We start from the raw sequence: 14,131 nt of genomic DNA on the forward strand, positions 1-14,131 counted from the left end.
CTTCCGACTTTAACGGGGTGCATGGCACTCGGCTAGTGCTATTCGTCATCCTGAAAAATAAACTTCAAAAAAGCGTCAAAGTGCTTTTTCCTGTCATGGGTTTTGCGGTATTACGAAGTCAGACCGCCGAAACCTGCAGCACAGGTGGCGTCTTCCAAGACTCCTCATGTGGGCACTGCACTTGACGTCACACAAGGTGCAGTCGGTGGTCGAATCGAGGCGCAGCACCGCCCAGGTATTGCGTCGACTGGCTCCCACAAAGGTGACCGAGTATGGATGATCATGGACGCACCCCTTCTTCCGACCAGCCAATCCTTTATGTGCTTGATACCAACGTATTGATTCACGATCCAAACGCACTGCTTAACTTTGAAGAGCACCACGTCGCCATCCCCATGATCGTGCTGGAGGAGCTGGACAAACTCAAAAGCGGCCACCACAGCGTCGCTGCCGAATGCCGCCAGGCCATCCGCCTGATCGACAAGACCCTGGGCGAAGCTTCGCCCGAGGACGTTGAAGTCGGTGTGCCGATCCAGCGTGGCAAGAGCGGGCCCAAGGGCTTGCTGTCGATCCTGATGAACAAACGCAGCGAGCCCAGCAGCCTGCTGCCGGAAAACCTCAACGACAACAAAATCATCAACCAATTGATCGACCTGCACGCGCGCGACAAGGACCTGCGCCTGGTGCTGGTGACCAAAGACATCAATATGCGCCTCAAGGCACGAGCGTGTGGGATCGCTGCCGAGGACTACAGTACCGACCAATTGGTCGACGACGTGTCGATGTTGTCGCGTGGTTATCACATGATGACCGGCTCGTTCTGGGACCGTGTCAGCAAGGTCGAAACCCGCCAGGACCACGGCCGCACCTGGCATCAGGTGCAACTGACCGACAACCTGCCGGCGGTGCATATCAATGAATTCATTGTCGACGAGCAGGGCTTTGTAGGCTGGATCAAAGAGATTCAGGTCGACAAGCTGCTGATCCTCGACCTGCATCAGGAGCCTCTGTTGCACCAGGAAGCCTGGGGCCTGAAACCGCGTGACATCTACCAGAGCCTGGCATTGTATGCGCTGCTCGATCCGGACATTCACCTGGTCAACCTGACCGGCGCCGCAGGCTCGGGGAAAACCATCCTCGCCCTGGCCGCCGCCATCGAACAGACCATGGTGACCAAGCGCTATCGCCGCATCATCGCCACCCGCAGTGTGCAGGGCCTGGACCAGGAAATCGGTTTTCTGCCGGGTACCGAGGCGGAAAAAATGGAGCCGTGGCTGGGGGCAATCACCGACAACCTCGAAGCCTTGCACATGGATGACGAAAACACCCATGGCAGCGTCGACTACATCCTCAGCAAAGTGCCGTTGCAGTTCAAATCCCTCAACTACATCCGAGGCCGCAGCTTCCAGCAGAGCCTGATCCTGATCGACGAATGCCAGAACCTCACCCCGCACCAGATGAAAACCATCATCACCCGTGCCGGCGCCGGTTCCAAAGTGGTGTGCCTGGGCAACCTGGCACAGATCGACACCCCTTACCTGTCCGCGACCAGCTCCGGGCTGACCTACCTGACGGAGCGCTTCAAGGACTTCCCCAACGGTGTACATATTGCGCTGCAAGGGGTGCCTCGTTCGATCCTGGCTGAATACGCCGAGTCGCACCTCTAACTACTGGTAATCCAACAAGTGGCTAAATGCCACGAAACCCCCCGGATTTTTCACGAAATCCGGGGTTTTTGTTGTGTGCGACATTTGCCTGCGATAACGCGCCCTGGGTGCTTGTGGTATTTGTAATTATTTTGTTACATTTTTCCGCGGTCAACATCATAAGAACACTGCGTGACCCCGTCGGAACACCACCTCCTTGATTCGACGAATATTCAGAACACCTGCCTTAAGGTTTTCTCCGTGACCCTGCCTATTACAAAAGCCCGAAACATCGCTCATTGACGACGCACATATCCAAAGGGAAAGGAAAATGGACGTAGCAGGTAATGGCTTCACTTTGTCACAACGCACCCGCGCCACTCGTTTCAAGCAGATCCCCCTGACACCTATCGCACTCGGCCTGGCCCTATGGCTGGGGCAGGGCTCCATGGCCTGGGCCGATGACAACCCTTACACGTCACACGTATTGGAATCGGCGTTCAGGAAAGCCGTGGCGTCATTCGGGCCCAACACCGACGTTTACAAGAACCTGCGGTTTGCCTACGCGGATATCGTCGACCTGGCGGCCAAGGATTTCGCCGCCCAGTCCGGCAAGTTCGATTCGGCCCTCAAGCAAAACTACGAGCTGCAACCGGAGAACCTCACCATCGGCGCCATGCTCGGCGATACCACACGGCCGTTGGACTACGCCTCGCGCCTGGATTACTACCGCAGCCGGCTGTTCAGCAACAACGGTCGCTACACCACCAATATTCTTGATTTCTCCAAGGCCATCATCGCCAACCTGCCGGCTGCCAAGCCTTACACCTACGTAGAACCGGGCGTGAGCAGCAATCTCAATGGGCAACTGAACGCCGGCCAGTCGTGGGCGGGCGCGACCCGTGACTGGAGCGCCAACGCGCAAACCTGGAAGACCCCGGAAGCCCAGGTCAACTCCGGCCTGGACCGCACCAACGCGTACTACGCCTATGCTCTGGGCATCACCGGCAAAGGCGTGAATGTCGGTGTACTGGACTCGGGCATTCTCACCAGACACTTCGAGTTCCAGGGCAAGAATGCCCAGGGCCAGGACCGTGTGCAGGCGGTGACCTCCACCGGCGAGTATTACGCCACCCATCCACGCTACCGTCTTGAAGTGCCCAGCGGCGAGTTCAAGCAGGGTGAACATTTCAGTATCTCCGGTGAATATGACCCGGCGTTCAACGATGGCCACGGTACGGAAATGTCCGGTGTGCTCGGGGCAAGCCGCAACGGCACCGGTATGCACGGAATCGCCTTCGATACGAATATTTTTGTCGCCAACACAGGCGGCAGCGACAACGATCGGTACCAGGGCTCCAACGACCTCGACTACAACGCGTTCATGGCCAGCTATAACGCCCTGGCGGCGAAGAACGTGTCGATCGTCAACCAGAGCTGGGGGCAAAGTTCACGCGATGATGTGGAGAACCACTTCGGCAATGTCGGCGACAGCGCAGCGCAAAACCTGCGCGACATGACCGCGGCCTATCGCCCGTTCTGGGACAAGGCCCACGCCGGGCGCAAAACCTGGATGGACGCCATGGCCGACGCCGCACGGCAAAACACTTTTATCCAGATCATCTCGGCGGGCAACGACAGCCACGGTGCCAACCCGGACACCAACGCCAACCTGCCGTTTTTCAAGCCGGACATCGAAGGCAAATTCCTCGCGATCACCGGCTACGACGAGACCAGCGCCCAGGTCTACAACCGCTGTGGTACCTCGAAGTGGTGGTGCGTGATGGGCGTGTCGGGTATCCCGTCCACCGGGCCTGAGGGTGAAATCATCCCGAACGCCAACGGCACCTCCGCCGCTGCGCCGAGCGTCTCCGGCGCCTTGGCGCTGGTAATCCAGCGCTTTCCCTACATGACCGCCAGCCAGGCGCGGGACGTGTTGCTGACCACCTCCAGCTTGCAGGCGCCGGATGGCCCGGACACACCCGTCGGCGAGCTGACGGGTGGCCGCACCTACGACAACCTGCAACCGGTGCACGATGCCGCGCCGGGTACGCCGCAAGTGCCCGGCGTGGTCAGTGGCTGGGGCTTGCCCAACCTGCAAAAAGCCATGCAAGGGCCGGGGCAGTTCCTCGGTGCGGTGGCGGTGGCCTTGCCTAGCGGCACCCGTGATATCTGGGCCAACCCGATTTCCGATGAGGCCATTCGCGCTCGCCGCGTGGAAGATACTGCCGAGCAGGCGACCTGGACTGCCACCAAGCAGCAAAAGGGCTGGCTCAATGGCCTGCCCGCCAATGCCTCGGCCGACGACCAGTTTGAATACGAGATCGGCCATGCCCGGGAGCAGGCGACGCTTACCCGTGGCCAGGACTTGCTCACAGGCGCCACCTACGTCGGCAGCCTGGTCAAGTCGGGGGACGGCGAACTGGTGCTGGAAGGCCAGAACAGCTATTCAGGCAGCACCTGGGTGCGCGGTGGCAAGTTGTCGGTGGACGGCGTGTTGACCTCTGCCGTGATGGTGGATGGCAGCGCCGCGGGCACGCGCAATGCGGACAACGGCGTGGTCACCACGTTGGGCGGTACCCTGGCCGGCAACGGCACGGTAGGCGCCTTGACCGTCAACAATGGCGGACGTGTAGCGCCGGGGCATTCGATTGGCACGCTGCACACCGGCGATGTCACCTTCAACCCGGGCTCGGTGTATGCCGTTGAAGTCGGCGCCAATGGGCGCAGCGACCAGATTCAGAGCAGCGGCGTGGCGACCCTTAATGGCGGTGTGGTGAACGTGTCCCTGGAGAACAGCCCCAACCTGCTGTCCGCCAGCGAGGCGCGCAGCTTGCTGGGCCAGCAGTTCAGCATCCTCAGCGCCAGCCAGGGCATCAATGGCCAGTTTGCGGCGTTCGCGCCCAACTACCTGTTTATCGGCACGCAACTCAACTACCAACCGAACCAACTGACGCTGGCGATCGCGCGTAACCAGACCACGTTCGCCAGCGTCGCGCAAACCCGTAACGAGCGGGCGGTGGCGACGGCGGCCGAGACACTGGGCGCCGGCAGCCCGGTCTACGAAAGCCTGTTGGCTTCGGATTCCGCCGCCCAGGCACGGGACGCGTTCAAACAACTGTCGGGGCAATTGCACTCGGATGTGGCGGCGGCGCAAATGGCCGACAGCCGCTACCTGCGTGAAGCGGTCAACGGTCGCCTGCAACAGGCCCAGGCGCTGGATTCCAGCGCGCAGATCCAGGCCGGCGACAACGGCGGCTGGGTGCAACTGCTGGGTGGGCGTAATAACGTCAGCGGTGACAACAACGCCAGTGGTTATTCCTCGTCCACCAGCGGCGTGCTGCTGGGCCTGGATACCGAGGTGAGTGATGGCTGGCGGGTGGGGGCGGCGACCGGTTATACCCAGAGCCACCTCAACGGCCGGTCGGCTTCGGCGGACAGCGACAACTATCACCTGTCGATCTATGGCGGCAAACGTTTCGAAGCCATTGCCCTGCGCCTGGGGGGCGCTACCACCTGGCACCGCCTGGACACTTCGCGACGGGTGGCTTACGCCAATCAGTCGGACTATGCCAAGGCCGACTACAGCGCGCGCACCGACCAAGTGTTCGCCGAGATCGGTTACACCCAGTGGAACCTGTTCGAACCTTTCGCCAACCTCACGTACCTGAACTATCAAAGCGACTCGCTCAAGGAGAAAGGCGGCGCTGCGGCCTTGCACGCCAGCAAGCAAAGCCAGGACGCGACGCTTTCTACGTTGGGCCTGCGTGCACATACGCAATTGCCGATCAGCTCCACCTCGGCGGTGACCTTGCGCGGTGAATTGGGTTGGGAGCATCAGTTCGGTGATACCGATCGCGAAGCCTCGCTGAAGTTTGCCGGCAGCGACACGGCCTTCGCCGTCAACAGCGTGCCGGTGGCGAGGGACGGGGCGGTGATCAAGGCCAGTGCGCAAATGGCCTTGACCAAAGACACCCTGGTGTCGTTGAACTACAGCGGCTTGCTGTCCAACCGCGGTAACAACAACGGCATCAACGCCGGGTTTACCTTCCGTTTCTAACCCTGGAAGTTGTGGGTAAAGGGGTGCATTGCACCCCTTTATTTATGGGACAAACAGCCCTGCGCAAATTTGACCCACGGGTTTACAATTGCCGCTCCTGATCAGGAGTATCCCTGTGCTGACTCATCTCGATTCCCAAGGTCGCGCCCATATGGTCGACGTCACCGACAAAGCCGTGACGTTCCGTGAGGCGGTGGCCGAAGCGCGGGTGCGCATGTTGCCCGACACCTTGACAATGATTGTCGACGGCGCCCATCCCAAGGGCGACGTGTTTGCCGTGGCCCGCATTGCCGGGATCCAGGCGGCGAAAAAAACCAGTGATCTGATCCCCCTGTGTCACCCGCTGATGCTCACCGGCGTCAAGGTCGAGCTGCGTGCCGACGGTGTGGATGCCGTGCATATCCTGGCGCGCTGCAAACTCTCCGGCCAGACCGGCGTGGAAATGGAGGCCCTGACCGCCGCCAGCGTCGCGGCACTGACGATCTACGACATGTGCAAGGCGGTGGACCGTGGCATGACCATCGAAAACATTCGCCTGCTGGAGAAGCTGGGCGGTAAAAGCGGGCATTTCAAGGCGGATCAGCAATGAGCATCAACGTACTGTTTTTTGCGCGTTACGCCGAAGCGGTGGGCTTTGATTCGTTGGAGATGGAAGGTGAGTTTGCCACCGTTGATGCCGTGCGCCTGGCCCTGGCCGCTGACCCGGAGTTCGCAGTACTCAACGAGGCGAGTCTGATGTGCGCGCGCAACGAAGAGCTGTGCAATCTCGACGAGCCGGTCCAAGCCGGTGACGAAGTCGCATTTTTCCCGCCCGTGACCGGAGGCTGAGCATGGCCATTCGTGTGCAGGTCGAAGCCTTTGATCCCGGTGCTGAAGTCAACGCGATGCACGCGGCCAATGTCGGCGTGGGCGCGGTGGTGAGTTTTGTCGGTTATGTGCGCGACTTCAATGACGGGCGTGATGTGTCTGGAATGTTCCTTGAACACTATCCCGGCATGACCGAAAAGGCCCTGGCCAAGATTGCCGTGGAGGCTGAACAGCGCTGGCCGTTGCTCAAGCTGGAGGTGCTGCATCGCATCGGTGCACTGGAACCGGGTGAGCCGATTGTGTTTGTCGCGGCGGCCAGTGCTCATCGCCAAGCGGCGTTTGAGGCGTGTGCGTTTGTGATGGATTACTTGAAGACGCGGGCGCCGTTTTGGAAGAAGGAAAATACACCAGAGGGGCCGCGTTGGGTGGAAGGGCGAGGTAGTGATTATGCGGCGGCTGACCGTTGGGGTTAAGTGTCTGCTATCGGTACCGCTCGCACGCCAATCTATATTAAATGCTCCTGCTGAAATAACCCCCCACCAACCCCCTCATCTTATTTCGAATAGATCTATCTAACTGTCAAATCTGACAGTTAAAACCTCAGGTTCTTTCTGTGTCTAATAGTTCCAGGTCAGGCATTTATCTGGCTGCAAAGGTCCTGGATGGAATTTGTGTGCTCGCTATTTGTTGTAGTTTGGTAACGCTGGAGAACGAAATGATAGCATCGTCAAGAAAGGCACGGCTTTCACATTTTAAAGTCAGATTTGCCGACGGAACTGACTACTCCGGTGCACTGTATGCTAATGGTCATCATCAATGTGAGATTGTTGTTGAGGTGCTGAAAGAAGCCATGGGTAAAGTGGGTTCGTGGCATCATGTGGTCTTGAGTGATGAGGAACGGGCGAGTATAAGAATTGTGCCTGCTCAAAAGCCAGGTTATAGAAGTAACTCAGAGGGTTGGGTATGCGATACGGAGAAAAATGAATTCAGTCTAGGACTGTGGAGTCGGCAGTCTAAAGAAGACAGTGATAATGTGTCGATACCGAATGTACTGGATTCACGCATAGAGGTTTTCAGTCGTTATATGCGAGTTGCGCAAAGCGCATCTCTTGAGCCACGGGAGTTTATGGCCACGATTGTGTTGGAGGGAGAGCTTCTTTTTGAGAGTTTTTCCGAGAAAAGCGCGGGAGCTGACTCGTCGATTGTTATTGCCCCGGTTGCGCCTTGTCAATTACGCATAACCGACTTGGACAGCTATGTGGACTATAATGCCTATAGCGACAACAATGTTTCAGTTGATATATACGGCTGGCAGGGGAAGGATGGGTTGAGATTTGTCCAGAACTATGGGCTTTTAAAGCCTCTGCCTGTGAGCGGCGAAGGGCAGTACTTCCAAACAGCTTATGGAGTTCAATCAAATTTTAAAGGCGGTATTTTCAAGGGCCTTCCTGATTCGGTACAGCCACTACTGATCACAATGATTCACCACCTTCTTCCTGCAACCCCGCCACCGGATCCCAACGTTCGCTGGCAATTCGTCGTGGATATGATGGCTGCCCGCCTTCGTGCTTTCATGTCTGTCCTTCCTGAATCTACTGAACCTGCTTTTTGGACGCTGCGAGATAATTTCGGAACGTTGCGTTGTTTCAAACTATATCCAACAGAGGGTGGCAATCGCCTTTCGCTGGAGCCGGTGTCGGAGCCAAGTAAAAGGGTCGCGCATTTTAGAATCAGGCTGCCTAATGGTCAGGACTCGACCAGCGAACTTTATGCTAATAATCGTCATCAGTGTAAAGTTATAATTGAAGTGATAGCCGATGAGGAAGGGGCTGATGGTATATGGAGGCCCGTGCCATTGAAACCTGAGGAGGAAGCTAGCATTACGGTGACGCGATATTCTGCGAACCTGAATGAGCCTCTTCCTCGAGGTTGGAGCTGTGACGCTATTAAAAACATATACGACACCGGTCTGAGGGCGAGATCGCCTTCACTAGCTCAGGAGCAACCGCTTCAGGAGCAGCACCAGGCTATTGCGTTGCCTGCCCATATAGAAACCTTTGATCGCTTTATGCGTTTCGACTCGAGTACGCCTATAGAATATCAACGTTTTATGGCCCGGATAGTTATAAATGGAAAGGTTTATACAACCAATTATAGGTCTGGTGAAGATCAGTTTGATTCCTGGGTGAGTATTACTCCTGTAAGACCCTATGTGCTGAAGGTAGATGATCTTAATCTGACTGTTGATGAACACGCTTACTCGAATCTTGGTACCAAGACTGATATTGATGTTTATTATTGGACACCTCCCGCTGGGTTGAGGTTTTTGGTGAATAGGGGGGTTGACAGCCCTATGAATGTCAGCCTGGAAGGTGATTATTTTCATACCTCGTTCAGCAACTTAGCTGGCAAAGATTATTTAAAGGGGGGAGTGGTCGTATCGAAGGATAATCCGGCCTTGCAACTACGCCACAAAGACATTCATCGAGGGTTACCTGAAGTGGTGGATGGTTATAATCCCTTCGTAAGGTTTGGTTTGGTCAATACAATCATGCGTGCAGTTAGGGTCTCTTCGGCTAACGCTATCGATCAAGGTCATAGGACCTCGCCTTGGCGACTATGGGATAATTTTGGCTGCGAACATGCATTTTTGATAAAAAGAGATACGCATAGGCTTCTCTTGCAAGACCACAATTGAATAGGTGGTATGAATCTTGTTGGCTCAATATAGGGTGGAGGCCGGAGAAGTCGTAGCCACTGTCTTTTGCGCGGAGGTATGTCATGAATGTTTACTCTAATGCATTCAATTTCAGCTCGTATCTCGGTGGCTCGGTTGACCCGCGTACGGGCCAATACGGTTTCCAGATTCACTTGGCAACCGTCTACCCTCAAGGCCCGCTGGAGGTGAGCAGAAAGATCGCGCTGTCATTCTCCATGATGAGTCTCGAATCGGGCGTCTATGGCACCGGTTGGCGCATCAGCAATACCGAGTTTGATATCGCCCGTTCGCGGCTAACATTGCTCAGCGGTGAGCAGTTCAGCACCCAGAGCCTGCCTGCTGTGGGCGGCACGCTGGTGATCAAGGACTGCAAGCTTCAAGACCTGGTCGTCAAGCGGCCGGATGCCACGACGCTTCATGTGATTTACAAGGACGGCACGGTTGAGGTTTTGCAGCGTACCAGCAGTACCGTGCCCTATCGTATCGTAGCCATCCAGTTCGAGAACGGTGAGCGTCTGAAATGGGAATATCCCGATGGCGGATCGCTTGCGCGAATTCTCGACCACAACCAGCAAGTACTGTTATCGCTGACGTACGCCAACGGGCGCCTCTCGATGGTTGACACACGGGTCGACGGAGGTCGCTATGCACGTATGCGCTTCACCTACTCCAATGCTCGACTGACGGGTGTCACGGCGCCTTATGACAGCACTAAACCGCCCGCGAGTGCAGGCTATGTGCTGGAGTACACATCTGCTTTTCGCAACGGCATGATCGCTATCGAACGAGTGCGCCCACCGATGGGCGGCGATGAGTTGATCAACTATGCTGAAAACGGCCATCAGTATGCCAATGGGCAACACATCCCTCGCGTCACCAGTTGGGTCCAGACGCCTGCGGCCAGCCAGCCCTGCATGTCACGTACCTATAATTACAGCCCAGGCAGGAATTTCACCGGCTACCCCTTTTCAGGCGGTTTTCGTGAGGGCGAGGACAATCTATATCTGATAGGCAGTGCCTATGACTATTGGACGGAAGAAACCCACCTCGATAACACAACCAGTAAGCCGCTGAGCGTTACTCGCACTACCTACAACAAATTCCACCTGCTGACCGAGGAACAGGTCCTGCGCGAGGGCACCCGGACTACCAGGACCATTGAATATAACGTGTGCCCAGGGCTCTTTCCGGCGCAGCCTCCCAATCTCCAGTTACCCAAAGTTATCACCACGTGCTACGCGTTGGTGGCGGGTGGCGCGAAACGGATGGTAAAGGTCGAGATCGAGACAGACTGCTACGGTAACGAGCTGAGCCGCACCGAAAATTCCGGGGTACGCACCGAATACAGCTACTACCCGATTAAAGGCGAGCCCGGAAAGTGCCCCGCCGACCCACATGAATTGTTCCAGCGCTACCTGAAACAAGAGCGCCTCATCCCGGCCGGGGGCACGCCGACAGCTCGACTTACCGAGTACACCCACACAGCTGTGCCGTCCACTGACGGCCGTTATTTTGTGCTTCAGCAATCGATTAGCCAGGCCGGCATCGTCAGCTTGCAGCAAACGTATTACGAAGCACCTGTCGAGCTGGCCGGCCGTTTGAGGAGTACCCCCAGCATCATTGACGGGCTGTCGTTGGCCAGCCATTTCAGTTACACCATCAACGGCGATACGTTAAGTGAAACCCGACGTTTACAGGCACGGGAGGGGCAATGGCTGGAGTCGGTGCGCACCCTCTCTCTGGTCAACCGTCGCCTGTTGTCGATGACGCGAGACGCAGGCATCACCTTGGCGCTGGCATACGACGTCAGTGGCAGATTGATTGCGGAAACGGCGTCGCCCGGCGAGCCGCAACAAGCGGTACGGCGCTACGCCTACCATTTCGCGACGCAAGGTCAGCGTGCTCACCTGATCACTACCGATGCGCAGGGTAACCGGGTAATCACTTATTACGATGGCCTGGGACGCCAGGTTGCCGAAGCCCAGATGATGAGCGATGACCAGGAGCGTCCCACCCGAAACTGGCGTTATGACGCGCAGGGGCGGACGGTGGAGGTGGTGAGTATCGACTATCTGCCCGACGGGCCGCGGTTTTTGAAGACCACCCACACCTACAATCGTTGGGGCAATGCCAGTCGTGTGGTCCGTGCCGATGGCAGCGTGGAGGTCGATGAGTACGATCCGTATCTGAATCTGAAAATAGAGGGCGTTGAAGGCGGGGAGCGGCTGAAAATCTGTTTTAACGAACACAATCAGCCGATAGAGACGGAGCGCCTCGACGCTGATGACAATCGCGTTGAAGTGGAGTCGCGCACCTACGATGGCCTGGGTCGCTGCCTGTCTGTACTGGATATCGATAAAAACCTCACCCAATTTACCTATGACCCGCACAACCGGCTGCTCACTACCCTGCAGACTCCGGCAGACGGCACGCCGCAGCGGTTGCGTACGAACGAGTATGCGCCTGGCACAAGCAGCGAGGAGGTCAGCGCACTCCTTGTCGATGGCAAGCGGTTAGGGGCTCGTACGTTCGACAGCTTGGGCCGGATGACCAGCCAGGCACGTGGCACAGGGCAGGCTGTCACTTGGGAGTATGAAGCGGACTGGATGGAACCGGTCGCCATGGTTTCTGCGCAGGGCGCGCGTCAAGAGCTGACTTACGATAAACACCTGGACGTGCTCTGCCGTAGTGAAGTGGCAGCGCTTGCCGTGCGCAATTACCAATATGACTTGACCTCCGGCGCGTTGACCCGCTCCGAGACCGGTGGCCTGATTCATGAGGTGTTTCACGACGCGTACGGCTATCCGGAGAAGGAAGTCCAAACGGCCAATGGTTCGGTCGCCACCTCAGTGTACGGCCATTCCCCTGGCGGACGCTTGCTGCATCAAACCAGCGCCGATGGCCAGCGCAGCCAGCTCTGTTACGACGCGCAGGGACGCTTTCAGCGGATGACCACCGGTAACCTGGTGATCGAGCAGGACTACGATGCGTTTGGCCGGCCCCGTACACTGACCACCACCCATGAAAATATGCAGGTGATCACTCGAGTTTCCTATGATTCTCAGGGTCGAGAAACCGAGCGCCGTTTCGAGCAAAACGGCGCATCGTTGCAAGTAATGACCAGCACGTATCACCCCAACAGCATGCTGGCCACGCGATTTCTTCGTGATGCCAATGCACAGCTGGTGATCGGTGAGACGTTTACCTACGACGCCTACTTGCGGCTGACCGCCTATCGCTGCGAGGGCCTTGAACATCCTAAGGATCACCGGGGGCGCGGCATTGTCGGGCAGGATTTCAGCTTTGACAGCCTGAACAACATCACGCAAGTGGTGACGTCCTTTGCCGATGGCACGCAAGATACCTGCGAGCGTTTTTTCACCGGTACGGATCCGACCCAGCTTACCCGTGTCACCCACACCCATCCGGTGCAGGACTTCACCCTGGCCTATGATGCGGCGGGTAACCTGTTGACAGGGCCTTCGGGGCAGGTCTACAGGTTCAATGCGTTGGAGCAACTGGTCGAGGTGCAGGCCGGTCCTTTTACCTACAGCTATCAATACGATGCGGATGCTCGGCAAGTGCTCGCGCGCCGCGCCGAAGAGCGGCCAGTGATGCTGGCATATTCCGGCGAGCGTCTGGAGACCCTGGTTGAAGGCGACAGAAAGGTCCGTTATCACGTCGCTGAAGATCAGGTCGTTGCGCGCAGTGGGGGCGTGGATGGGCCGCAACTGCATGTCACCGATGCCAGCGGCAGTGTGCGCGGCGTGTCGGCACCCGGGCAGGTGCATGTTCGGCGGCACTACACACCTTACGGCGATGCTCATATAAACCTGAATGACGGCAAGGCCCGAACCATGGCCGACCTGCAACTACTGGCGTTCAATGGTCAGCGGCTGGATGCGGCGGTTAACCTCTATTTCCTGGGCAATGGCCAGCGGGCCTACGATCCTGACCTGATGATTTTTCTGCAGGCCGATCCGTTGAGTCCCTTTGATGAGGGGGGGATCAACGGTTATGCCTACTGTGCGGGTAACCCGGTCAATATGATGGACCCCAGCGGGCTGCTCCCGAACTGGTTGCAATGGGTTCTGACGGGGGCAGCATTAGCCCTGGCGGTTGTGTCGCTAGGGAGTAGCGTGGTGGGCATTGCGGCGGTTGGTTTGGCTGCGGCCACCGCACTGCAAATATCGGCGGCGGCCACCGCCGCATTGGGTATCGTTGGTGGTGCATTTGGTACCGCCGGGTTGGCTGTGGCGGCGGTGGATCACGCGAACGGATGGGACCGCTCCAGCCTTGTTAAAAAACTGCAGTGGGCGTCTTTCGGCTTCTTGATAGCTTCCTGGGCGACGACCGGTGTCAGCGCTTTGAAGGCGGCGACCGATGCGTATAAAGCGGCAAAAATAGCATCGGCCGCTGGAAAACTTGCGATGCGTCCGATGAACTATGGTACTCCCGCCATGAGTGCGGCCCTTAGAAGTGGAACCAGACTCGCCTTGGGCAGAACCTTTAAATTTGGTACCGCTAAAGCTCCAACCTCTTTCAGCAAGGCATTTGGTACTACTCGAAGTCTTCTCAGGCTGACTAATTTAGTGCGCTCATCAAAGGGACGTTATGACGCCGTGGACGCACTCTTGAATGAGTCTGATGACGGCGCGTCGCCAAAACGGCATCAGGAACAGCCGCAACCACAACCGGTGCTGGCGACACTCATCGACATGCCGGCCAGCGCCAGCAATTATTACCAGTCGTCCAGGGAGGAAGGTAGGCGAGTCCGTCAGTCAATCTTGAGTGAGGTGTACCGAGGGTAGGAGGGGGCGCTGCAAGAGGCTGATGCTCAGCCAACAACATTAGCAATGTGGGAGGGGGCTTGCTCCCGATTGCAGTGTGTCAGTCTAT

Annotated in this window: 7 protein-coding genes; all 7 read left to right on the plus strand. The window is 57.4% G+C overall.

The features are described from left to right. Positions 1-272: 272 nt before the first annotated feature. The 7 genes from PspCFBP13528_RS05040 (at position 273) to PspCFBP13528_RS05070 (ending at position 14,043) form a co-directional block, all read left to right on the plus strand. A complete protein-coding gene (locus PspCFBP13528_RS05040; RefSeq protein WP_065885865.1) occupies positions 273-1,667 on the plus strand; it encodes a PhoH family protein in 1,395 nt (464 codons plus the stop codon). Between the two features lie 310 nt (positions 1,668-1,977). Then, positions 1,978-5,706, plus strand: a complete 3,729-nt coding sequence (locus tag PspCFBP13528_RS05045) for an autotransporter serine protease (protein ID WP_137199736.1) — start codon at positions 1,978-1,980, stop codon at positions 5,704-5,706. A gap of 115 nt (positions 5,707-5,821) precedes the next feature. Then, positions 5,822-6,295 carry a cyclic pyranopterin monophosphate synthase MoaC gene (gene moaC / locus PspCFBP13528_RS05050; RefSeq protein WP_065951695.1) on the plus strand — a complete coding sequence of 158 codons (474 nt, stop codon included), beginning with the start codon at positions 5,822-5,824 and terminating at the stop codon, positions 6,293-6,295. Then, positions 6,292-6,534 carry a molybdopterin converting factor subunit 1 gene (moaD, locus tag PspCFBP13528_RS05055; protein WP_038448994.1) on the plus strand — a complete coding sequence of 81 codons (243 nt, stop codon included), beginning with the start codon at positions 6,292-6,294 and terminating at the stop codon, positions 6,532-6,534. The genes moaC and moaD overlap by 4 nt, the downstream gene beginning before the upstream one ends. A 2-nt stretch (positions 6,535-6,536) precedes the next feature. Then, positions 6,537-6,986 (plus strand): molybdopterin synthase catalytic subunit MoaE, encoded by a 450-nt coding sequence (gene moaE / locus PspCFBP13528_RS05060; RefSeq protein WP_137199737.1) that lies wholly within the window; start codon positions 6,537-6,539, stop codon positions 6,984-6,986. A 242-nt stretch (positions 6,987-7,228) separates the two neighbouring features. Then, the gene (locus tag PspCFBP13528_RS05065; RefSeq protein ID WP_137199738.1) at positions 7,229-9,211 is read left to right on the plus strand and encodes a hypothetical protein; all 1,983 of its coding nucleotides are present in this window, start codon (positions 7,229-7,231) and stop codon (positions 9,209-9,211) included. An 83-nt stretch (positions 9,212-9,294) separates the two neighbouring features. Continuing rightward, a complete protein-coding gene (locus PspCFBP13528_RS05070; RefSeq protein ID WP_137199739.1) occupies positions 9,295-14,043 on the plus strand; it encodes an RHS repeat-associated core domain-containing protein in 4,749 nt (1,582 codons plus the stop codon). Positions 14,044-14,131 lie beyond the last annotated feature (88 nt).

It is taken from the genome of Pseudomonas sp. CFBP13528, assembly GCF_005233615.1.
Taxonomy (GTDB): Bacteria; Pseudomonadota; Gammaproteobacteria; order Pseudomonadales; family Pseudomonadaceae; genus Aquipseudomonas; species Aquipseudomonas fluorescens_AM.